Raw genomic sequence first — 22,169 nt, 5'->3', positions numbered from 1 at the left:
CGTGCAGCAGCTAAGCTCACTCCCATCACGCCCCTGAACGCTGCAGGACTGACTGCCTATGAACAGAGTGTTTCGTCACTATTTACCGGCGTCCACGCTGCGCTTGCTGCCCAATCGCTGGGATTTGGTCGCCTTGCCGTTGGTGATCGGCTTTTTATTGTTTTTCTCCATTACGGCGCGGGAAACCTGGGCACCGATCGCCACGTTGCAAAGTGAAGTCATCTCCCTCGACCCGGCCAACCTGCCGGAATACGCCATGCGCACCACCCTGCGCATGCTGGCGGCGATGGTCGCCGCGCTGGTCTTCACCCTGCTGTACGGCACCCTGGCCGCCAAAAGCCGGCGTGCCGAGAAACTGCTGGTGCCGGTGCTCGACATCCTGCAATCGGTGCCGGTGCTCGGCTATATCTCGTTTACCGTGACGTTTTTCCTGTTGCTGTTTCCCGGGCGTGTACTGGGCGCCGAGTTCGCCGCGATCTTTGCGATTTTCACCAGCCAGGCCTGGAACATGACGTTCAGTTTCTACCAGTCGCTGCGCATGCTGCCCCACGACCTGGTTGAAGTGTCGACCAACCTGCGGCTCTCCGGCTGGCAGAAGTTCTGGAAGCTCGACGTGCCCTTCGCCATGCCCGGGCTGGTCTGGAACATGATGATGAGCATGTCAGGCGGCTGGTTCTTTGTGGTCGCCTCCGAAGCCATTACCGTCGGCGACAAGACCATCACCCTGCCGGGCGTGGGTTCTTACCTGGCCCTGGCCATTGCCCAGAAAGACCTGCACGCCGTGGGTTACGTGATCCTGGCGATGATTGTGGTCATCCTGATGTATGACCAGTTCCTGTTCCGCCCGCTGGTGGCCTGGGCCGACAAGTTCCGCATGGAGACCACGGCCTCTCAGGGCGCCGCGCCGCAATCCTGGCTATTGAACCTGATCCAGCGTACGCGCGTGGTTCAGCGCATCCTGCGCCCGATCACCCGTGCCATCAGCCGTATCGGTAACAAGCGTTTCAGCCTTGCGGGCGGTGCGCTCAAGGCATTGCCGGCAGAAACACCGAAGGCGTCAAAAGTGATCGATTGGGTGTGGGGCACACTCATAGCGCTGCTGGCCGCGTATGCGCTGTATCACATCGTGCAGTACGTCGGCACCGAAGTGACCTTTGCCGAGGTCGGCCATGTGTTCGTGTTGGGCCTGATCACGCTGCTGCGGGTAACCGGGCTGATCCTGATCGCATCACTCATCTGGGTGCCGCTGGGCGTGATGATCGGCCTGCGCCCCAGCCTGGCGGAGAAAATCCAGCCCCTGGCGCAGTTCCTCGCCGCCTTCCCGGCGAACCTGCTGTTCCCGGTATTCGTCATCGTGATCCTGCACTACAAGCTCAACCCGGACATCTGGCTGAGCCCGCTGATCGTGCTGGGCACCCAGTGGTACATCCTGTTCAACGTGATCGCCGGGGCCAGCGCGTTTCCCAATGACTTCAAGGAAGCTGCCGCCAACTTCCGCATTCGCGGCTGGTTGTGGTGGCGCAAGGTGATGCTGCCGGGGATCTTCCCCTATTACGTTACCGGGGCCATTACGGCTTCGGGCGGCGCGTGGAACGCCAGTATCGTTTCCGAGTACGTGTCCTGGGGCCAGGACAACGTGGTCGCCCACGGGCTGGGCGCCTACATTGCACAGACCACCGCCGCCGGCGACTTCCCGAAAATCGCCCTGGGCGTGGTGGTGATGTCGATCTTTGTGGTGGCCTTCAACCGCGCAGTCTGGCGGCCGATGTACGCCCTGGCTGAAAACAAACTTCGCTTGAATTGACGGGATTCGCTGTGATGAATACCAATACCGAACACGCTGCTGATACCCCGCAAATCTACTCGCTGAAAAACGTCAACCGGGTTTTCGGCAAGGGCAAAGACGAGCTGCAAGTGCTCAGCGGCGTGGACTTGAGCCTGCACGAAGGCGAGATCGTCGGCATGCTCGGGCGCTCCGGCTCGGGCAAGTCCACCTTGCTGCGCATCATCGCCGGGCTGATTCAGCCGTCGTCGGGCGAAGTTCACTACAACGGCGTGCCGCTCAACGGCCCGGCCGAAGGCGTGGCCATGGTGTTCCAGACCTTTGCGCTGTTCCCCTGGCTGACCGTGCTGGAAAACGTGGAAGCCGGCCTGCAAGCCTTGCAAGTCGAGCGCAAGGAAAGCCGCCGCCGTGCCCTGGCCGCCATCGACCTGATCGGCCTGGACGGGTTCGAAAACGCCTACCCGCGCGAATTGTCCGGCGGCATGCGCCAGCGCGTGGGCTTTGCCCGTGGCCTGGTGGTTAACCCGACGCTGCTGCTGATGGACGAACCGTTCTCGGCCCTCGACGTGCTCACTGCCGAAACCCTGCGCACCGACTTGCTGGACTTGTGGAGCGGCAAGCAACTGCCGATCAAATCGATCCTGATCGTGACCCACAACATCGAAGAAGCGGTGCTGATGTGCGACCGCATCCTGGTGTTGTCGTCCAACCCTGGCCGCGTGGTCGCCGAAATCAAAGTGCCATTCGCGCACCCGCGCAACCGCCTGGACCCGACCTTTCGGCAAATGGTCGACGACATTTATGCCTTGATGACCGACCGGCGCAGCGCCGATGCCAAAGGCATCCCCGAGTTGAAAATGGGCAGCCTGCTGCCGGAAGTGTCGACCAACCTGATGGCCGGCCTGATCGAAACCCTCGCCGCCGAGCCTTACAACGGCCACGCAGGTTTGCCCACGGTGGCCGAGCGCCGTTTGCTGGAAGTGGACGATTTATTCCCGGTGGCCGAGATGCTCGAGCATTTGGGTTTCGCCGAACTCAAGGGCGCCGACATCACCCTCACAGACGCCGGTAAACTGTTCGCCGACTACGGCACCCAGGAGCGCAAAACCCTGTTCGCCGAGCATTTGATCCGGCACGTGCCACTGGCCGCGCGCATTCATCAGGTGTTGCTTGAGCGCAGCGGGCACCGCGCGCCACGGGTGCGCTTCGAGCAGGAGCTGGAGGACTCGATGACCGAAGCCTTTGTGCAGAAAACCCTGGAAAGCGTGGTGGCGTGGGGCCGGTATGCGGAGATTTTCTCCTATGACGACCATACCGAGACCTTCAGCCTGGATGATGTGGAAGGCAGTATGTAGGCTTCCACAGAAAAGCAGATCACCACGGCCTTGCACTTGAACTCGGTCAAATTGTGGGAGCGGGCTTGCTCGCGAATGCGCTGGGTCAGTGACAGATGAAATGCCTGGCACTCCGCTTTCGCGAGCAAGCCCGCTCCCACATTGGCGCGGTGGTGTTTGTCAGATTACAAATAAGTCCACAAATCGATTCACCGGCGTAGCCTCAAGCCGCGCCTGATCCTTGCACAACGCAAATATCTCGTCACTGCGCTGCGCGGTAAACCGCGTGGCCAGGTTGGCCTTGAACTTGTCTTCCAGCAATGGAATGCCATCCACCCGACGCCGACGATGGCCAATCGGGTACTCCACCGCCACCTGCTCGGTGCTGGAACCATCCTTGAAAAACACCTGCACCGCGTTGGCGATGGAGCGCTTGTCCGCCTCCAGGTATTCGCGGCTGTAGCGTGGCTCTTCGACGATCACCATCTTCTGGCGCAATTCATCGATGATCGGGTGGGCCGCGTGAAACGCGTCCTCGTACTGCTCGGCCACCAGATTGCCGAAGGCCAACGGCACCGCGGTCATGTATTGCAGGCAGTGGTCGCGGTCGGCGGCGTTGGCCAACGGGCCAACCTTGGAGATGATACGAATCGCCGACTCGTGGGTGGTGATCACGATGCGCTCGATTTCATGCAGGCGAGCTTTGACCTGCGGGTGCAATGTCACTGCGGCTTCGCAGGCGGTTTGCGCATGGAATTCGGCGGGGAAGCTGATCTTGAACAGTACGTTTTCCATCACATAAGTGCCGTAGGGCTGCGACAGGCGGAACGCGCGTTTGTCCTCAGGTTTGAGCGCCAGGTCGTTGTTGGTGTGACTGAACAGCACGTCATAGAAGCCCCACTGCGGCGCACTCAACACACCCGGAATGCCCATCTCGCCGCGCAAGGCGATATCGGCCAGGCGCACGCCACGGCTCGACGCATCCCCGGCGGCCCAGGATTTGCGCGAACCGGCGTTTGGCGCGTGGCGGTAAGTGCGCAGTGCCTGGCCGTCGACAAACGCATGGGACAAGGCCGCGAGCAACTGCTCGCGGTTGGCGCCCATCAGCTTGGCGGAAACCGCCGCGGAGGCGACTTTCACCAGCAACACGTGGTCGAGGCCGACACGGTTGAAGGAGTTTTCCAGGGCGATCACGCCCTGGATTTCGTGGGCCATGATCATCGCTTCCAGCACCGCGCGCACGGTCAGCGGCGCGTCGCCATTGGCCACGCGCTTTTGCGAAAGGTGGTCGGCCACGGCGAGGATGCCGCCGAGGTTATCCGAAGGGTGGCCCCATTCGGCGGCGAGCCAGGTGTCGTTGTAGTCGAGCCAACGCACGATGCAGCCGATGTCCCAGGCGGCTTTGACCGGGTCCAGGCGGAACGAGGTGCCCGGCACGCGCGCCCCGAACGGCACGACGGTGCCCTCCACGAGTGGCCCCAGGTGCTTGGTGCACTCGGGAAAACGCAGGGCCAGCAGGCCACAGCCGAGGGTGTCCATCAGGCAGTGGCGGGCGGTGTCCAATGCGGCCTGGGAGTCGATGCGGTAATCGAGGACATAATCGGCGATGTCCTGCAGGACCTGGTCGTAGTCGGGGCGGTTGTTCTGGTCGACGTTGGCGCTCATGGCAGTTCTCCAAACAGTTAGGGGTTGTTCCATCCTCAGGGTCAGGGTTGATCATGTGTTGGCAGGTCTGATTGCCTGCTTATAAGTGTTGGGTAGCGCGCTTAAGCACTAGTGGGCGCGGGCTTGCTCGCGAATGCAGTGGGCCCGTCAACTTATGTGCAGCTGACACACCGTATTCGCGAGCAAGCCCGCTCCCACACAAGCCGGCTCCCACAGGGGTTCAGTGCCGGGGATTAAAAGGCGTCGCCGGGCACGCGTACGAAACCTTCCATCAATACCCGCGCGCTGCGGCTCATGATGGCTTTCTTAACCACCCATTCGCCGTTCACCTGGGTCGCCTCCGCGCCCACACGCAAGGTGCCGGACGGATGCCCGAAGCGCACCGCGTTACGCTCCACACCACCGGCTGCGAGGTTGACCAAGGTGCCGGAAATCGCCGCCGCCGTGCCAATCGCCACCGCCGCCGTGCCCATCATCGCGTGGTGCAACTTGCCCATCGACAAGGCGCGCACCAGCAAATCCACATCACCGGCCTTGATTGCCTTGCCGCTGGACGCCACGTAGTCCAAAGGCTTGGCCACAAAGGCGACCTTGGGCGTGTGCTGACGCTGGGCGGCTTCGTCAAGATGCTTGATCAGGCCCATGCGCAACGCGCCATAGGCCCGCACGGTTTCAAACATCGCCAGGGCTTTGGGGTCGCTGTTGATCGCGCCTTGCAGCTCGGTGCCGGTGTAGCCGAGGTCTTCGGCATTGATGAAAATCGTCGGAATGCCCGCGTTGATCAGCGTCGCCTTGAAAGTGCCGACACCGGGCACCTCCAAGTCGTCGATCAGATTGCCGGTGGGGAACATCGAGCCACCGCCGCCCTCCTCTTCCGCCGCCGGGTCCATGAACTCCAGCTGCACTTCGGCGGCCGGGAAGGTCACGCCGTCGAGTTCGAAGTCGCCGGTTTCCTGCACCGCGCCGTCGGTGATCGGCACATGGGCGATGATGGTCTTGCCGATGTTGGCCTGCCAGACCCGCACCACGGTCACGCCGTTGCGGGGCACGCGGGCGGGGTCGACCAGCCCGGCGCTGATGGCGAACGAACCCACCGCCGCCGACAGGTTGCCGCAGTTACCGCTCCAGTCGACAAAAGGCTTGTCGATGGAGACCTGGCCAAACAAATAGTCCACGTCGTGATCGGCGCGGGTGCTCTTGGCCAGGATCACGGTTTTGCTGGTGCTCGAAGTGGCGCCGCCCATGCCGTCGATTTGCTTGTCGTAGGGATCGGGGCTGCCGATCACCCGCAACAGCAAGGCGTCGCGCGCGGCGCCCGGCACCTGCGCGGCTTCGGGCAGGTCCTTGAGGCTGAAAAACACGCCCTTGCTGGTGCCGCCACGCATATAGGTGGCGGGGATTTTGATTTGCGCTGCGTGTGCCATGGTTATCCCCTTAAGCCGTCGCCGCCGATTCCAGGAAGTCCTGGGCAAAACGTTGCAACACGCCGCCCGCCTCGTAGATCGACACTTCTTCGGCGGTGTCCAGGCGGCACGTCACCGGCACTTCGACACGCTCACCATTTTTGCGGTTGATCACCAGGGTCAGCTGCGCACGCGGGGTGCGCTGGCCAACCACGTCATAGGTTTCGCTGCCATCGATGTTCAGGGTGTGGCGGTCGGTACCCGGCAGAAACTCCAGCGGCAACACGCCCATGCCCACCAGGTTGGTGCGGTGAATACGCTCAAAGCCTTCGGCGGCAATGGCCTCCACACCGGCCAGGCGCACGCCCTTGGCCGCCCAGTCGCGGGACGAACCCTGGCCGTAGTCGGCGCCGGCAATGATGATCAGCGGCTGCTTGCGCTCCATGTAGGTTTCAATGGCTTCCCACATCCGCGTGACCTGGCCTTCCGGCTCGATACGCGCGAGGGAACCCTGCTTGACCTTGCCGTTTTCCTGGACCATTTCGTTGAACAGTTTCGGGTTGGCAAAGGTCGCGCGTTGCGCGGTCAAGTGGTCGCCGCGGTGGGTCGCGTAGGAGTTGAAGTCGACTTCCGGCAAGCCCATTTTCGCCAGGTACTCACCGGCGGCGCTGTCGAGCATGATCGCGTTGGACGGCGACAGGTGATCGGTGGTGATGTTGTCCGGCAGCACCGCCAACGGGCGCATGCCTTTAAGCGGCCGCGCACCGGCCAGCGCGCCTTCCCAATACGGCGGGCGGCGGATGTAGGTGCTTTGCGGGCGCCAGTCGTAAAGCGGCGCGACTTTGGGGCCGGTGTCTTCGTGAATCGCAAACATCGGGATGTAAACCGCGCGGAACTGCTCCGGCTTGACCGAGGCCTTGACCACTGCGTCGATCTCTTCATCGCTCGGCCAGATGTCCTGCAGGCGGATTTCCTTGCCGTTGGCATCGAAGCCGAGCACGTCCTTTTCAATGTCGAAACGGATGGTGCCGGCAATCGCGTAAGCCACGACCAATGGCGGCGAAGCCAGGAACGCTTGCTTGGCATAGGGGTGAATGCGCCCGTCGAAGTTGCGGTTGCCCGACAACACGGCGGTGGCGTACAGGTCGCGGTCGATGATTTCTTGCTGGATCACCGGGTCGAGTGCGCCGGACATGCCGTTGCAGGTGGTGCAGGCAAACGCCACAACACCGAAACCCAGCTGCTCCAATTCGTGGGTCAAGCCCGCTTCGTCGAGGTACATCGCCACGGTTTTCGAGCCGGGCGCCAGCGAGGATTTGACCCACGGCTTGCGCGTCAGCCCAAGCTTGTTGGCGTTACGCGCCAGCAGGCCGGCGGCGATCACGTTGCGCGGGTTACTGGTGTTGGTGCAACTGGTGATAGCAGCAATGATCACCGCGCCATCCGGCATTTGCCCTGGCACTTCGTCCCACTGGCCGGAGATGCCCTTGGACGCCAGATCGCTGGTCGCCACGCGCGCATGCGGGTTGCTCGGGCCGGCCATGTTGCGCACCACGCTGGACAGGTCGAAGGTCAGGCCGCGCTCGTATTGCGCGCCTTTCAAGTCATCCGCCCACAGGCCGGTGTGACGCGCGTATTGCTCAACGAGAGTGACTTGTTCGTCTTCGCGGCCGGTGAGTTTCAGGTAGGCGATGGTCTGCGGGTCGATGTAGAACATCGCCGCGGTGGCACCGTATTCCGGGGCCATGTTGGAGATGGTCGCGCGGTCGCCCAGGGTCAGCTTGGAGGCGCCTTCGCCGAAGAATTCCAGCCACGCACCTACCACTTTCTGCTTACGCAGGAATTCGGTCAGCGCCAGCACCATGTCGGTGGCAGTGATGCCAGGCAGCAGCTTGCCGGTGAGTTCGACGCCGATGATTTCCGGCAGGCGCATCCACGACGCGCGACCGAGCATCACGCTCTCGGCCTCCAGGCCGCCGACGCCGATGGCGATCACGCCCAGCGCATCCACGTGCGGCGTGTGGCTGTCGGTGCCGACGCAGGTATCCGGGAACGCCACGCCGTCACGCACCTGAATCACCGGAGACATTTTCTCCAGGTTGATCTGGTGCATGATGCCGTTGCCCGGCGGGATCACGTCGACGTTCTTGAAGGCCTTTTTGGTCCACTCGATAAAGTGAAAACGGTCTTCGTTGCGGCGGTCTTCGATGGCGCGGTTTTTCTCGAACGCGTCCGGGTCCGAACCACCGGCTTCGACCGCCAGGGAGTGGTCGACGATCAGCTGGGTGGGCACCACCGGGTTGACCTGGGCCGGGTCACCGCCTTGCAGGGCGATGGCGTCGCGCAGGCCGGCAAGGTCGACCAGGGCGGTCTGGCCGAGGATGTCGTGGCACACCACACGCGCCGGGAACCAGGGGAAGTCGAGGTCGCGCTTGCGTTCGATCAGTTGGCTCAAGGAAGCGTTGAGCGTGGCCGGGTCGCAACGGCGCACCAGGTTCTCCGCGAGCACGCGGGAGGTGTACGGCAAAGTGGCGTAGGCGCCGGGGGCGATTGCATCGACAGCCGCACGGGCGTCGTAGAAATCCAGGCGGCTGCCAGGGAGCGGTTTGCGAAATTCAGTGTTCATCGTCAGGACTCGGTCACGGTAGTTACAAAAGAAGAACCGAAGCAGATCCAGAATTGGAATGTGATCAAAATGTGGGAGGGGGCTTGCCCCCGATGGCGGTGGTTCAGTGCCAGCTGTATCAACTGACAGACTGCTATCGGGGGCAAGCCCCCTCCCACATTTAACCTCATACCCATTCCCGGCTCGTCGGTCTCCTCATTCAGCGACGTTCGATTGGCACGAACTTGCGCTGCTCAACGCCGATGTACTCGGCGCTTGGACGGATGATGCGGTTGTTGGCGCGCTGCTCGAACACATGCGCAGCCCAGCCGGTGAGGCGTGAGCAGACGAAGATCGGCGTGAACAGCTTCGTCGGGATGCCCATGAAGTGGTACGCCGAGGCATGGTAGAAGTCGGCGTTGGGGAACAGTTTCTTCTGCTCCCACATGGTCTTGTCGATGGCTTCGGAGACCGGGAACAGCACCTTGTCGCCCACTTCGTCAGCGAGTTTTTTCGACCAGCCCTTGATCACTTCATTACGCGGGTCGCTGTCTTTGTAGATCGCGTGGCCAAAGCCCATGATCTTGTCCTTGCGCGCCAGCATGCCCAGGGTGCCTTCGACGGCTTCTTCGGCCGAGCCGAAACGCTCGATCATTTCCATCGCCGCTTCGTTGGCGCCGCCGTGCAGCGGGCCGCGCAGCGAACCGATGGCGGCGGTGACGCAGGAATACAGGTCGGACAGGGTCGAGGCACACACACGGGCGGTGAAGGTCGAGGCGTTGAACTCGTGCTCGGCGTAGAGAATCAGCGACACGTTCATGACCTTCTCGTGCAACGCGCTCGGCTTCTTGCCATGCAGCAGGTGCAGGAAATGGCCGCCGATGCTCGGCTCGTCGGTCACGCAATCAATCTTCTTGCCATCGTGGCTGAAGCGATACCAGTAGCACATGATCGCCGGGAAAGCGGCAAGCAGGCGGTCGGTGACATCGCGCTGCACGCTGAAGTCTTTTTCCGGCTCGATATTGCCCAGGAACGAGCAGCCGGTGCGCATCACGTCCATCGGGTGGGCGTCGGCGGGGATGCGCTCCAGCACTTCTTTGAGCGCCTGCGGCAGGTCGCGCAGCTTGCCGAGTTTGGCGGTGTAGGCCGCCAGTTCGGCTTTGGTTGGCAATTCGCCGTACAGCAGCAGGTAGGCAACTTCTTCAAATTGCGCATCGGCGGCCAGTTCACGCACGTCGTAGCCGCGATAGGTCAAACCGGCGCCGGCCTGGCCCACGGTGGACAGTGCGGTCTGCCCGGCCACCTGGCCACGCAGGCCGGCGCCACTCAATACTTTTGCTTCAGCCATGGTTGTTCTCCAATTTTGTAGTTATTCAGGGAGCGTGTGGGAGCGGGCTTGCTCGCCCCCACAGGGTTTATTTTTTCGCGGCGAACAGCGCGTCGAGCTTCTGCTCGAAGGTGTGGTAGTCGATGCGATCGTATAGCTCCATGCGGGTTTGCATGGTGTCGATCACATTCTGTTGAGTGCCATCGCGACGGATCGCGGTGTAGACATTCTCGGCGGCCTTGTTCATGGCGCGGAAGGCCGAGAGCGGGTACAGCACGATGGAAACATCGGCAGATTTCAACTGTTCGGTGGTGTACAGCGGCGTCGCGCCGAATTCGGTGATGTTGGCCAGGATCGGTGCCTTCACGCGGGAGGCGAAGAGCTTGTACATCTCCAGCTCAGTGATGGCTTCGGGGAACACCATGTCAGCGCCGGCTTCGATGCAGGCGGCGGCGCGTTCCAGTGCCGATTCCAAACCTTCGACGGCGAGGGCGTCGGTGCGCGCCATGATCACGAAACTGTCATCGGTGCGCGCATCCACGGCGGCCTTGATACGGTCGACCATTTCCTGCTGGGACACGATTTCTTTGTTCGGGCGATGGCCGCAGCGCTTGGCGCCAACCTGGTCTTCGATATGGATGGCGGCGGCGCCGAACTTGATCATCGACTTGACCGTGCGCGCCACATTGAAGGCCGAGGAGCCAAAACCGGTGTCCACGTCCACCAGCAGCGGCAGGTCGCACACGTCGGTGATGCGGCGCACGTCGGTCAACACGTCATCCAGGCCCGTGATGCCCAGGTCTGGCACACCCAGAGAGCCCGCCGCCACGCCGCCACCCGACAGGTAAATCGCCTTGAAACCGGCGCGCTTGGCCAGCAGCGCGTGGTTGGCGTTGATCGCGCCAACGACCTGTAGCGGATGTTCGCTGGCAACCGCGTCACGGAAACGCTGGCCGGGTGTACTTTTATTGTTAGAACTCATGACTCACCTCTTCAGGAAGTGCCGTCGGGGAAGTGACGGGCAATGTTGCGTTTGGAGGCGCCGATATGCCGGCGCATCAACAATTCGGCCAGTTCACCGTCACGATCGGCAATTGCGTCAAGAATGCGGTGGTGCTCGGCAAAAGCCTGGCGTGGACGATTGGGCGTGGCGGAGAACTGGATGCGGTACATGCGCACCAACTGGTACAGCTCGCCGCAGAGCATTTGGGTCAGGGTGCGATTGCCGGCGCCTTGAATTATCCGGTAATGAAAATCGAAGTCGCCTTCCTGCTGGTAGTAGCCCAGGCCGGCCTGGAACGCTTCGTCGCGCTCATGGGTATGAAGCACCTGGCGCAGCTCTTCGATTTCCGCGTCGGTCATGCGCTCGGCGGCCAGGCGGCAGGCCATGCCTTCCAGGGACTCGCGGATTTCATAGAGTTCGATCAGCTCGGCATGGCTCAAGGACACCACTCGCGCGCCAACGTGAGGCACGCGCACCAGCAGGCGCTGGCCTTCCAGGCGGTGGATGGCTTCGCGCAACGGGCCACGGCTGATGCCGTAGGTGCGGGCCAGTTCCGGCTCGGAAATCTTGCTGCCGGGGGCGATTTCGCCTTTGACGATGGCGGCCTGGATGCGCCGGAAGACGTTCTCGGACATGGTCTGGGAATCGTCCTGCACCACCACTGGGGTTTCCAGTTGATCCAGCATATTGTCGACACCTTTAAAAGCAGTGCCGCAAAAACTAGCCACTCAGACCCAAATAGTCAAAGAATAAATCAACATTGTCGACAATCGTCTAATAACCCCGTGTGCGCCGAATAGGGGCATGGCCGCCTGCCAGCGCTGGCGCCAAAAAAGCATCATGTTAGAATGCCCGCCGCTTTTGCCTGACATCACTTGATGAAACGGCGCACCCGAGATTGCGCAGCAATGCCAGTCGCCTTGAATTAAACATCGCACTGCAGCGCCTCAGGATCTATGAGACTCAAGCCCTTCCTTTTAATGTTTTGCCTAGCGTGCATACCGAGCCTTGGCGGCGCCGCCGAGAAGACCGTGTATGGCCTGAATGAATACGCGAAACTGGCGGGCATAGACCTGGAAGTGGCGGCCAAACTCGACACCGGCGCCAAGACCGCCTCGTTGAGCGCCCGCGACATCAAGCGCTTCAAACGCAACGGTGAATCCTGGGTACGTTTCTACCTGGCCATCGACACCGCCCATTCCCACCCCATCGAACGCCCCCTGGCCCGCGTCAGCAAAATCAAACGCCGCGCCGGTGACTACGACCCCGATGAGGACAAGAACTACACCGCCCGCCCAGTGATCGCCCTGGACATCTGCATGGGCACTGCTTTACGCAGCATCGAAGTGAACTTGACTGACCGCAGCGCATTCCAATACCCGCTGCTGATCGGCTCCGAAGCCTTGAAACGCTTTGATGCGCTGGTCGACCCCAGTCTTAAATACGCAGCGGGCAAACCTGCCTGCGCCGCTGACGCTCCTACCGCCGAGTAAACCGAATGCGCTCTCTGACCCTGCACCTGAAAATCCTCATCACCATTTTGGTGGTGTTGGGTATTTCGGTCACCGCCTACCAGATTTTCGTGCTGGGGATTCCCGTCACCGAGGACGCCACCGACGACCTGTGGAACATCGACGCCAAGGTCGAGTTTGTCGCCAGCCCCAAAGACCCGGTGAAGATCTCGATGTTCGTGCCGCCCCTGAGCCGCGACTTCGTCAGCCTCAACGAGAGTTTCATCTCCAATAACTACGGCGTGAGCGTCAACCGCACCGACGGCAACCGCAAGGTCACCTGGTCGGCGCGCCGCGCCAAGGGCAATCAGACGCTGTATTACCGCCTGGTGCTGACCAAGCGTTACAGCGGCGAAAAGGTCAAGGTCAAAGGTCCGACCTTCCGCGACAGCATTGCCGTGGAAGGCCCGGAGAAAATCGCCGCCGAAGCCTTGCTGGCGCCGATCCGCCAGCATTCGGCCGACGTCGAAACCTTTATTACCGAAGCGATCAAGCGCACCAACAACCTCAACGACGACAATGTGAAGCTGCTGCTGGCGGGCGACCCGTCGACGCCGCACAAGGCCAAGATCGTCGAGTTATTGCTGTCCATCGCCCATGTGCCGGTGGAAAAAGTCCACACCATCCGCCTCGTCGCCGACCAGCCGCAAACCCCGGAACTATGGCTGCGCAGCTTCAATGGCAATGACTGGCTGTATTTCAATCCGGAAACCGGCGAGCAAGGCCTGCCCGCTGACCGCCTGCTGTGGTGGACCGGCGATGAAAACCTGATCACGGTGGATGGTGGCAAGAAAGCCATGGTGACCTTCAGCCTGAACAACAGCGAAATGAACGCGATTCGCCTGGCCAAGCTGACCGACGAGAACACCGACGCCAACTTCCTCGAATACTCGCTGTACGGCCTGCCGCTGCAAACCCAGCAGACCTTCATGATCATGGTGATGATCCCGATTGGCGTGCTGGTGATTCTGATCCTGCGCAACCTGATCGGCCTGCAGACGCTGGGCACCTTCACGCCGGTATTGATCGCCCTGGCGTTCCGCGAGACGCAGTTGGGCTTTGGCATTGTGCTGTTCACCATTATTACCGCGCTGGGCTTGTCGCTCAGGTCGTACCTGGAACACTTGAAGCTGCAGATGCTGCCGAGGCTGTCGGTGGTGCTGACCTTCGTGGTGGTGCTGATTGCAGCCATCAGTTTGTTCAGCCACAAGCTGGGCCTTGAGCGCGGGCTGTCGGTGGCGCTGTTCCCGATGGTGATTCTGACCATGACCATCGAACGCCTGTCGATCACCTGGGAAGAACGCGGCGCCAACCATGCGCTGAAAGTGGCGATCGGTACGCTGTTCGCCGCCTCGCTGGCGCACATCATCATGAGCGTGCCGGAGCTGATCTACTTCGTGTTCACCTTCCCGGCAGTCCTGTTGATCCTGGTGGGCTTCATGCTGGCCATGGGTCGTTATCGCGGCTACCGCCTGACCGAACTGGTACGTTTCAAGGCCTTCCTCAAGGCTGACTCGTAATGTTCGGCTTCTGGAAGACCTGGAAGGCCCTGGAAGCGCGGGGCATCATGGGCATCAACCGGCGCAACGCCGACTACGTGCTCAAGTACAACAAGCGCAGCCTGTACCCGATTGTGGATGACAAGATCATCACCAAGGAGCGGGCGATGGCGGCCGGTATTCACGTGCCGGAAATGTACGGGATCATTTCCACCGAGAAAGAAATCGACAAGCTCGACGAGATCATCGGCGGGCGCAGCGACTTCGTGATCAAGCCGGCCCAGGGTGCCGGCGGCGATGGCATCCTGGTGGTGGCCGACCGGTTTGAAGGGCGCTATCGCACGGTTTCCGGCAAGATCATCAGCCATGAAGAAATCGAACACCAGATTTCCAGCATCCTCACCGGCCTGTATTCCCTGGGCGGCCACCGTGACCGCGCGCTGATCGAGTACCGCGTGGTGCCCGACCAGATCTTCAAGAGCATCAGTTACGAAGGCGTGCCGGACATCCGCATTATTGTGCTGATGGGTTACCCGGTAATGGCCATGCTGCGCTTGCCGACGCGCCAGTCCGGCGGCAAGGCCAACCTGCACCAGGGCGCGATTGGCGTGGGTGTCGACCTGGCCACGGGCTTGACGCTGCGCGGCACCTGGCTGAACAACATCATCACCAAACACCCCGACACCACCAACGCGGTGGATGGCGTGCAACTGCCCAACTGGGACGGTTTCATGAAGTTGGCGGCCAGCTGTTATGAGCTGTGCGGGCTGGGTTACATCGGCGTGGACATGGTGCTGGACCAGGAAAAAGGCCCGCTGATCCTCGAGCTGAACGCGCGGCCGGGGCTCAATATCCAGATTGCCAACGACTGCGGCCTGACGTTGCGCACCCATGCGGTGGAAGCGCGGTTGGAAGAACTGAAAGCTGCAGGCGTGACGGAAACGCCGGAAGAGCGGGTGAAGTTCGTGCAGGAGATGTTCGGGCATATTCCCGCCGTTGAAGGCTGACGCCACTCAACTGTGGAAGCGGGCTTGCTCGCGAAAGCGGAGTGCCATTCAACACAACCGGGACTGATACGCCGCCGTCGCGAGCAAACCCGCTGCCCCATTTAAACCGCGCTCTAGGACCAAACCCTTCGGGGGACTACAATCGCCTCCCCCAAGCCAACAGCTGATCCACCCCGCATGTCGACCTGTTCTGTACACCCGCTGCCCTACCGGGCCAACCCCGCCGACTACTTCGCGGCGATTCGTCACGCTCCCGGCGCAGTGTTGCTCGACAGCGGCCGCCCGGCTGCCGAACGCGGGCGCTATGACCTGCTCAGCGCCTGGCCAGTGGAAACGCTGACGGTACGGCCTGACGAAAACGGCAGTGATTTCCTGCAACGCTTGCGCGAAAACCTCACGCAGTTGGGTGAGGCGGGGCTGCCTGCGGGTTATGAGTTGCCGTTCGCTGGCGGCTTGATCGGTTACCTGAGCTACGACTTCGGCCGCCACCTGGAACACATGCCGCACTTGGCGGTGGACGACCTGCACCTGCCGGACGCGCGCTTTGGGCTGTATGCCTGGGCGCTGATCAGCGATCACCAGGTGCAGAGCAGTCAGCTGGTCTTCCACCCTTCGCTGATCGACAGCGAGCGACGACGCTTGATTGCGCTGTTCAACGTTGACGCAGTCGACAGCCAGGCCAGCTTCAAACTGCACGGCCCCATGGTTGCGGACCTGACCGCCGACGCTTACCGGCAGGCCATCGTGCGCATTCAGGACTACATCCAGGCCGGCGACTGCTACCAGGTCAACTTTGCCCAGCGCTTTCGCGCGCCGTGCGTCGGCGATCCGTGGGCGGCTTACTGCGCCTTGCGTGAGGCGTGCCCTACCCCGTTTTCCGGGTTCCAGAGCCTGCCGGACGACGGCGCAGTGCTAAGCCTGTCGCCGGAGCGCTTTGTGCACATCAGCGAGCGCCGCGTCGAAACCCGCCCGATCAAAGGCACCCGCCCGCGTGGCCTGACACCCGAAGAAGACGCAGCCCACGCCGCCGAGCTGATGGCCAGCCCCAAGGATCGCGCCGAAAACCTGATGATCGTTGACCTGCTGCGCAACGACCTTGGCCGCACCTGCCGGACGGGCTCGGTGAAAGTGCCGCAATTGTTCAGCCTGGAAAGCTACCCCAACGTGCATCACTTGGTGAGCAGCGTCACTGGCACCTTGGCCGACGACAAAGACGCCCTCGACCTGATCGCCGGCAGCTTCCCCGGTGGCTCCATCACCGGCGCACCGAAGATTCGCGCCATGCAGATCATCGACGAGCTTGAACCCACGCGGCGCGGGTTGTACTGCGGCTCGTTGGTGTACCTGGATGTGCGCGGCGAGATGGACAGCTCTATCGCGATTCGCAGCTTGCTGGTCAAGGATGGGCAGGTGTGCTGCTGGGGCGGTGGCGGGATCGTGGCGGACTCGCAGTGGGAGGCGGAGTATCAGGAGTCGCTGACGAAAGTGCGGGTGTTGTTACAAACGTTGGAAGGCTTGTAGCAGCCCGGCCCTGCCTGAGGCTCAGACGCAGAGCCGCGCTGCCGAAAAAGCCTGCATGAGGGCTTGAGTATTCCTTATGATCGGTTGCTCGCAGGGGCCTGACCTGGCTGTACCGGCCCTGTCGCAGGCAAGCCAGCCACCACACATTCAACTGTGTGAACCCGATCACATGTGGGAGCGGGCTTGCCTGCGAAGGGGCCATCAGCAGCGCTGAAAAACTTACAGGCTCAACGCCCGATTTGACGCCTTGATGAACGCTTTCTTCAAATCCTCAAACGTATGCACCGCTGGAAATTGCGGGAACTCGCGAATCACATTCTGCGGCGCATGGAACAGAATCCCACAGTCAGCTTCGCCCAGCATGGTGGTGTCGTTGTAGGAATCGCCGGCGGCGATCACGCGGTAGTAGAGGGTCTTGAATGCCAGCACGGATTGGCGCTTCGGGTCCTTTTGACGCAGTTGGTAACTCACCACCCGGTCGTTTTCGTCGGTGATCAAGCGGTGGCACAGCAAGGTCGGAAAGCCCAGCTGGCGCATCAGCGGTTGGGAGAATTCGTAGAAGGTGTCGGACAGGATCACCACCTGGAAACGCTCGCGCAGCCAGTTGACGAACTCGATGGCGCCGTCCAGCGGCTCAAGGGTGGCGATCACTTCCTGGATGTCGGCAAGCTTGAGCCCATGCTCGTCGAGGATGCGCAGGCGTTGCTTCATCAGCACGTCGTAGTCGGGAATGTCGCGGGTCGTGGCGCGCAGGGATTCAATACCGGTTTTTTCGGCGAAGGCGATCCAGATTTCCGGAACCAGCACCCCTTCCAGGTCAAGACAGGCAATTTCCACAAGACACTCCCATTTAGATGTTGTTAGTTGAGCGAGCAAAAGGACTGCCGAACTCTAGCGACTCAAGCTCTGCGCCGCAACGCAGGGCGGATTTTGGTACCATCGCTTCCCTATAGAGCGCTCAGCGCCACTGACCTGTAGGAACCGTCCTGATGAACCAAGCCTTCGACGTCGTTGAACTCGCCACGACTTACGCCAACAAATCCGCCCAGGACATTCTCAAACTGGCGTTCAGCCAGTTCGGTGACGACCTGTGGATTTCCTTCAGCGGCGCCGAGGACGTGGTGCTGGTAGACATGGCTTGGAAGCTGAACAAGAACGTCAAGGTGTTCAGCCTCGACACCGGGCGCCTGCACCCGGAAACCTACCGGTTCATCGAACAGGTGCGCGATTTCTACAAGATCGACATCGAACTGATCTCGCCGGACCAGAGCAAACTGGAACCCTTCGTCAAGGAAAAGGGCCTGTTCAGTTTCTACAAGGATGGCCATGGCGAGTGCTGCGGTGTGCGCAAAATCGAACCGCTGCGGCGCAAACTGTCCGGCGTGAGCGCCTGGGCCACCGGCCAACGCCGTGACCAGAGCCCCGGCACCCGCAGCCAGGTGGCGGCGTTGGAAATTGACACGGCGTTCTCTACACCCGAGCGCACCCTGTACAAATTCAACCCGCTGGCGCAAATGACCAGCGAGGAAGTCTGGGGTTACATCCGCATGCTTGAGCTGCCGTACAACAGCCTGCATGAGCGCGGGTTTATCAGCATCGGCTGCGAGCCGTGCACCCGGCCAGTATTGCCGAACCAGCATGAGCGTGAAGGCCGCTGGTGGTGGGAAGAAGCCACGCAGAAGGAATGCGGGCTGCACGCCGGGAATATCATCAGCAAGGCCTGAGGTCTGTCGCAGTAAAAAATGTGGGAGCGGGCTTGCTCGCGATGAGGGTGTGTCAGTCAATGAATTGTTGGTTGACAGATCGCTATCGCGGGCAAGCCCGCTCCCACATTTGCTTTGTGAGGGACAAAATTTTGTACACACCTATGTAACTATCGGTGCCATTTATGTGTGCAATTCATATTTCACCGCACCAAAACGTAACACCCCTCCCCGCGTGCTGTTTGCCTATCCAATAGCGCGCCTCTCCATTAAAAAATAAATACCTGTTCAAACGGTCAATTTATATCGCTTTAAATTCAGATAGTTATTTTAATAATCAGTAAAAACGAAATTAAACACCGTTTTTATAGATCGAAAACTGGCACGCATGTGGCTTAAGGTGAATTGCGCTTTGTATACAATAAATACAAAACCTACATACACTTTGCCATCTGCGACGTTGCAGCAGATGCGCCGGAGCCTGCCGGAATGCGTACAAGCCTCTCGAATAACATCGCACTGGATCTGCCCTCCTCCGTCCTGAACCCTGTGGCCGCAAGCCCCGGCCCGCTCGTGCTCAGCCCGCGCTTGCACAACAAAGACCTGGCGCCCACCAAGGTTGAAGGCCGACGTTGGGGCCGCTACAGCATCTTTGCGCTGTGGACCAATGACGTGCACAACATCGCCAACTATTCGTTTGCCATCGGCCTGTATGCCTTGGGCCTCGGCGGCTGGCAGATTCTGATGTCGCTGGGGATCGGCGCAGCGCTGGTGTATTTCTTCATGAACTTGTCGGGGTTTATGGGCCAGAAGACCGGAGTGCCCTTCCCGGTGATCAGCCGCATCAGTTTCGGCATCCACGGTGCACAGATTCCGGCGCTGATTCGTGCGGTCATTGCGATTGCCTGGTTTGGTATCCAGACCTACCTGGCCTCGGTGGTTTTCCGCGTGCTGCTGTCGGCCATTCATCCAGGATTTGCCGACTATGACCACAACTCCATCCTCGGCCTATCGACCCTCGGTTGGGCGTGTTTCGTGGCGATCTGGTTTGTGCAGCTGGTGATCCTGGCTTACGGCATGGAAATGGTGCGCCGCTACGAGGCGTTCGCCGGGCCGGTGATTCTGGTGACGGTGGCCTCGCTCGCCGGTTGGATGTACTTCCAGGTCGGCGGCAATATTGCCTGGTCGATCCGCGAGCCGCTGAGCGGCGGCGAGATGTGGCGCAATATCTTTGCCGGTGGCGCGTTGTGGCTGACGATCTACGGCACGCTGATCCTCAATTTCTGCGACTTCGCCCGCTCCTCTCCCTGCCGCAAGACCATTCTGGTCGGCAACTTCTGGGGCTTGCCGGTGAATATCCTGGTGTTTGCCGCAATCACCGTGCTGCTCTGCGGCGGGCAGTTCCAGCTCAATGGCCGGGTGATCGAAAGCCCGACCGAAATCATCGCAGCCATTCCCAATACCTTCTTCCTGGTGCTCGGCTGCCTGGCCTTCCTGATCGTTACCGTGGCCGTCAACATCATGGCCAACTTCGTCGCCCCCGCGTTCGTGCTCAGCAACCTGGCGCCCAAGTACCTGAACTTTCGGCGCGCCGGGTTGATCAGCGCCACGCTGGCAGTGCTGATCCTGCCGTGGAACCTCTACAACAGCCCGCTGGTGATCGTGTATTTCCTCTCGGGCCTGGGCGCACTGCTGGGGCCGCTGTACGGGGTGATCATGGTCGATTACTGGCTGATCCGTAAAAGCCAGGTGGACGTATTGCAGTTGTATAGCGAAGACCCAAATGGCGTTTATTACTACAGCCGCGGAGTCAATTTACGTGCGGTCGCGGCGTTTATTCCCGCAGCGGTGATCGCAATTCTGCTGGCGCTGTTGCCCGGTTTTTCCAGCGTCGCCCCGTTTTCCTGGCTGTTTGGCGCCGGTATTGCAGGGCTGTTGTACCTCTTAATCGCCAAGCGTCGGCCGCACTACGCCGATGTCAGCGGCGAAAGCATTGCAGTCGATAACGTCAGTCATTAATCAAGGACATTCCATGCGTATCCTCGTGGTCAACGTCAACACCACCGAATCCATCACTGAAACCATTGCCCAGCAGGCGCGGGCCGTCGCCTCGCCAAGCACTGAGATTGTCGGGCTCACGCCGTACTTCGGCGCCGAATCAGTGGAAGGCAATTTCGAAAGCTACCTGGCCGCCATCGCGGTGATGGACCGCGTGATGGCCTACGACCAGCCGTTTGATGCGGTGATCCAGGCCGGCTATGGCGAACATGGCCGTGAAGGGTTGCAGGAGCTGTTGAACGTGCCAGTGGTGGACATCACGGAAGCAGCCGCCAGCACAGCGATGTTCCTGGGACATGCCTATTCAGTAGTCACCACCCTGGATCGCACCGTGCCCTTGATTGAAGACCGCCTGAAACTCGCCGGCCTGTACCAGCGCTGCGCCTCGGTACGCGCCAGTGGCATGGCAGTACTGGAACTGGAAGAAGACCCGCTGGCGGCGATGGAAGCCATCGTGCGTCAGGCGGAACGGGCCATTCACGAAGACAAGGCCGAGGTGATCTGCCTGGGCTGCGGCGGCATGGCCGGGCTGGATGAACAGATTCGCCTGCGCACCGGCGTGCCGGTGGTGGATGGGGTGACGGCCGCGGTGACCATTGCCGAATCGCTGGTGCGGCTGGGGTTGTCGACGTCGAAGATCAGGACGTATGCCACGCCGAGGCCGAAGAAAGTGATTGGCTGGCCGGGTCAATTCGGCCGGTAGACCGCTCCGCCTGCATCGCGGGCAAGCCCGGCGCCCACAGGGGAATGTGATTAAAAGTGGGCGCCGGGCTTGCCCGCGATGGCCGCGCCTCGGTAGGCCGCCGTGATCAAATGGCGCTGAACCGTCGCCCCAGTTGCTGCTCGGCAAACTGCTCAATGATGAAATCCACAAACACCCGGGTCTTGCCGGGCAGCAGTTTGTGCTCGGCGTAGTACAGGGAGATGTTGCCGTCGTCGACGTACCAGTCGGGCAACACCCGCACCACCGCACCGCTGTCCAGAAACGGCACGGCCATCGGCATGCTCACCAGCGCAATGCCCAGGCCTTGAGCGCTGGCGCAGCAGGCGGCTTCGGAGTCGCTCATGGTCATGCGCGGCTTGAGCACCAGCGGGCGTTGTTCACGGTCCGGACCGGTGAGTTGCCAGGTGCGCACGCGGCCGGTTTGCGGCGAGCGGATCAGGATGCCCAGGCACCGCGATAAATCTTCGGGCGCGTGCACCGGCGAGCGTCGCGCCAGGTAATCCGGCGAGGCCACCAGCACTCGATGCGCGGGGCTCAGCTTGCGCGCCACCACGCCCTGGGGCAGTTCAAAACCACCGCCAATGGCAGCGTCGAAGCCTTGACCGATCAGGTCGACCTGACGGTTATCGAAATGCCAATCCGGGCTGATGTCCGGAAAGCGCCGCGTAAACTCCGCCAGCAGCGGCACCACATAACGATTGCCGAACACCGTGCCCATGCTGACTTTAAGCGTGCCCACCGGCCGCCCTTCGGCGCTGGCCAGGTTGGCCACGGCGTTCTGGATGGTGGTGAGGCTGCCACTGACCTCTTCGAGGAACAGCTTGCCGGCCTCGGTCAGGGTCAGGCGTCGGGTGCTGCGCTGGAACAGCCGCACACCCAGGCGTGCCTCCAGCTTGGCGACGCTTTTACCCACCGCCGCCGGCGTCAGGCTCAAGTGCCTGGCGGCCTCGGCAAAGCTGCCGCCTTCGGCGCTGCGCACAAAACATTCGATACTGCCAAAGCTTTCCATATTGCCCCATTGCAAAC

Annotated in this window: 17 protein-coding genes; 9 read left to right on the top strand and 8 right to left on the bottom strand. The window is 61.3% G+C overall.

Annotation, left to right across the window (positions count from 1 at the left end; translation table 11 throughout):
* Positions 1-58: 58 nt before the first annotated feature.
* Both AC19YS_RS02955 and AC19YS_RS02950 read left to right on the top strand, forming a co-directional pair.
* Entirely contained in the window at positions 59-1,804 is a 1,746-nt protein-coding gene (locus AC19YS_RS02955) for an ABC transporter permease (RefSeq protein ID WP_106576293.1), read from the top strand.
* Between the two features lie 14 nt (positions 1,805-1,818).
* Positions 1,819-3,138, top strand: coding sequence for an ABC transporter ATP-binding protein (locus AC19YS_RS02950; RefSeq protein ID WP_106576292.1), 1,320 nt, complete (start codon positions 1,819-1,821; stop codon positions 3,136-3,138).
* A gap of 159 nt (positions 3,139-3,297) precedes the next feature.
* Here the strand turns inward: AC19YS_RS02950 and prpD are convergent, their stop codons facing one another.
* From prpD to AC19YS_RS02920, 6 genes are all read right to left on the bottom strand, one after another.
* A complete protein-coding gene (gene prpD, locus AC19YS_RS02945; protein ID WP_200622811.1) occupies positions 3,298-4,782 on the bottom strand; it encodes a 2-methylcitrate dehydratase in 1,485 nt (494 codons plus the stop codon).
* Positions 4,783-5,015: 233 nt separating this feature from the next.
* Entirely contained in the window at positions 5,016-6,206 is a 1,191-nt protein-coding gene (gene prpF / locus AC19YS_RS02940; protein WP_500600865.1) for a 2-methylaconitate cis-trans isomerase PrpF, read from the bottom strand.
* Between the two features lie 10 nt (positions 6,207-6,216).
* Positions 6,217-8,811, bottom strand: a complete 2,595-nt coding sequence (gene acnD, locus AC19YS_RS02935) for a Fe/S-dependent 2-methylisocitrate dehydratase AcnD (RefSeq protein WP_500600863.1) — start codon at positions 8,809-8,811, stop codon at positions 6,217-6,219.
* A 199-nt stretch (positions 8,812-9,010) separates the two neighbouring features.
* Positions 9,011-10,138, bottom strand: a complete 1,128-nt coding sequence (gene prpC, locus AC19YS_RS02930; RefSeq protein WP_106576288.1) for a bifunctional 2-methylcitrate synthase/citrate synthase — start codon at positions 10,136-10,138, stop codon at positions 9,011-9,013.
* Between the two features lie 67 nt (positions 10,139-10,205).
* Positions 10,206-11,099, bottom strand: coding sequence for a methylisocitrate lyase (gene prpB / locus AC19YS_RS02925; protein WP_025854214.1), 894 nt, complete (start codon positions 11,097-11,099; stop codon positions 10,206-10,208).
* 11 nt (positions 11,100-11,110) lie between these two features.
* A complete protein-coding gene (locus AC19YS_RS02920) occupies positions 11,111-11,806 on the bottom strand; it encodes a GntR family transcriptional regulator (protein WP_200622815.1) in 696 nt (231 codons plus the stop codon).
* 270 nt (positions 11,807-12,076) lie between these two features.
* Between AC19YS_RS02920 and rloA the strand changes: the two genes are divergently transcribed.
* From rloA to pabB, 4 genes are all read left to right on the top strand, one after another.
* Positions 12,077-12,613: a retropepsin-like aspartic peptidase RloA gene (gene rloA, locus AC19YS_RS02915; protein ID WP_119742081.1), complete on the top strand. Its 537-nt coding sequence runs from the start codon at positions 12,077-12,079 to the stop codon at positions 12,611-12,613.
* A gap of 5 nt (positions 12,614-12,618) precedes the next feature.
* Positions 12,619-14,151: an osmotic stress tolerance membrane protein RloB gene (gene rloB / locus AC19YS_RS02910; RefSeq protein ID WP_106576285.1), complete on the top strand. Its 1,533-nt coding sequence runs from the start codon at positions 12,619-12,621 to the stop codon at positions 14,149-14,151.
* Positions 14,151-15,137, top strand: coding sequence for an alpha-L-glutamate ligase-like protein (locus tag AC19YS_RS02905; protein ID WP_106576284.1), 987 nt, complete (start codon positions 14,151-14,153; stop codon positions 15,135-15,137). Before rloB ends, AC19YS_RS02905 begins: the two co-directional genes overlap by 1 nt.
* 177 nt (positions 15,138-15,314) lie before the next feature.
* On the top strand, positions 15,315-16,658 hold the full coding sequence (pabB, locus tag AC19YS_RS02900; protein ID WP_169367418.1) for an aminodeoxychorismate synthase component I: 1,344 nt from the start codon (positions 15,315-15,317) through the stop codon (positions 16,656-16,658).
* 219 nt (positions 16,659-16,877) lie between these two features.
* On the opposite strand, the gene thrH is transcribed toward pabB, so the two are convergent.
* The gene (gene thrH, locus AC19YS_RS02895) at positions 16,878-17,495 is read right to left on the bottom strand and encodes a bifunctional phosphoserine phosphatase/homoserine phosphotransferase ThrH (RefSeq protein ID WP_119742077.1); all 618 of its coding nucleotides are present in this window, start codon (positions 17,493-17,495) and stop codon (positions 16,878-16,880) included.
* A 152-nt stretch (positions 17,496-17,647) separates the two neighbouring features.
* Here thrH and AC19YS_RS02890 point away from each other — a divergent pair, with 152 nt between their 5' ends.
* The 3 genes from AC19YS_RS02890 (at position 17,648) to AC19YS_RS02880 (ending at position 21,122) form a co-directional block, all read left to right on the top strand.
* Positions 17,648-18,382, top strand: coding sequence for a phosphoadenylyl-sulfate reductase (locus AC19YS_RS02890; RefSeq protein WP_200622819.1), 735 nt, complete (start codon positions 17,648-17,650; stop codon positions 18,380-18,382).
* A gap of 468 nt (positions 18,383-18,850) precedes the next feature.
* A complete protein-coding gene (locus AC19YS_RS02885; protein WP_500600860.1) occupies positions 18,851-20,380 on the top strand; it encodes an NCS1 family nucleobase:cation symporter-1 in 1,530 nt (509 codons plus the stop codon).
* A 13-nt stretch (positions 20,381-20,393) separates the two neighbouring features.
* The gene (locus tag AC19YS_RS02880) at positions 20,394-21,122 is read left to right on the top strand and encodes an aspartate/glutamate racemase family protein (protein WP_500600859.1); all 729 of its coding nucleotides are present in this window, start codon (positions 20,394-20,396) and stop codon (positions 21,120-21,122) included.
* A gap of 106 nt (positions 21,123-21,228) precedes the next feature.
* On the opposite strand, the gene AC19YS_RS02875 is transcribed toward AC19YS_RS02880, so the two are convergent.
* Positions 21,229-22,152 carry a LysR family transcriptional regulator gene (locus tag AC19YS_RS02875; RefSeq protein WP_500600858.1) on the bottom strand — a complete coding sequence of 308 codons (924 nt, stop codon included), beginning with the start codon at positions 22,150-22,152 and terminating at the stop codon, positions 21,229-21,231.
* Positions 22,153-22,169 lie beyond the last annotated feature (17 nt).

The sequence above is a fragment of the Pseudomonas sp. MF08831 genome (assembly GCF_059862645.1).
Note: the sequence above shows the minus strand (reverse complement) of the source record. Positions and strands in the feature narration are given on the sequence as shown.

Bases quoted from the DNA above. Each gene is read 5' to 3' on its own strand.
- AC19YS_RS02950 (WP_106576292.1), top strand. From the start codon at position 1,819: ATGAATACCAATACCGAACACGCTGCTGATACCCCGCAAATCTACTCG.
- AC19YS_RS02890 (WP_200622819.1), top strand. From the start codon at position 17,648: ATGAACCAAGCCTTCGACGTCGTTGAACTCGCCACGACTTACGCCAAC.
- AC19YS_RS02880 (WP_500600859.1), top strand. From the start codon at position 20,394: ATGCGTATCCTCGTGGTCAACGTCAACACCACCGAATCCATCACTGAA.
- prpD (WP_200622811.1), bottom strand. From the start codon at position 4,782: ATGAGCGCCAACGTCGACCAGAACAACCGCCCCGACTACGACCAGGTC.
- rloB (WP_106576285.1), top strand. From the start codon at position 12,619: ATGCGCTCTCTGACCCTGCACCTGAAAATCCTCATCACCATTTTGGTG.
- prpC (WP_106576288.1), bottom strand. From the start codon at position 10,138: ATGGCTGAAGCAAAAGTATTGAGTGGCGCCGGCCTGCGTGGCCAGGTG.
- AC19YS_RS02955 (WP_106576293.1), top strand. From the start codon at position 59: ATGAACAGAGTGTTTCGTCACTATTTACCGGCGTCCACGCTGCGCTTG.
- pabB (WP_169367418.1), top strand. From the start codon at position 15,315: ATGTCGACCTGTTCTGTACACCCGCTGCCCTACCGGGCCAACCCCGCC.
- AC19YS_RS02905 (WP_106576284.1), top strand. From the start codon at position 14,151: ATGTTCGGCTTCTGGAAGACCTGGAAGGCCCTGGAAGCGCGGGGCATC.
- rloA (WP_119742081.1), top strand. From the start codon at position 12,077: ATGAGACTCAAGCCCTTCCTTTTAATGTTTTGCCTAGCGTGCATACCG.
- prpB (WP_025854214.1), bottom strand. From the start codon at position 11,099: ATGAGTTCTAACAATAAAAGTACACCCGGCCAGCGTTTCCGTGACGCG.
- acnD (WP_500600863.1), bottom strand. From the start codon at position 8,811: ATGAACACTGAATTTCGCAAACCGCTCCCTGGCAGCCGCCTGGATTTC.
- AC19YS_RS02920 (WP_200622815.1), bottom strand. From the start codon at position 11,806: ATGCTGGATCAACTGGAAACCCCAGTGGTGGTGCAGGACGATTCCCAG.
- prpF (WP_500600865.1), bottom strand. From the start codon at position 6,206: ATGGCACACGCAGCGCAAATCAAAATCCCCGCCACCTATATGCGTGGC.
- AC19YS_RS02885 (WP_500600860.1), top strand. From the start codon at position 18,851: ATGCGTACAAGCCTCTCGAATAACATCGCACTGGATCTGCCCTCCTCC.
- AC19YS_RS02875 (WP_500600858.1), bottom strand. From the start codon at position 22,152: ATGGAAAGCTTTGGCAGTATCGAATGTTTTGTGCGCAGCGCCGAAGGC.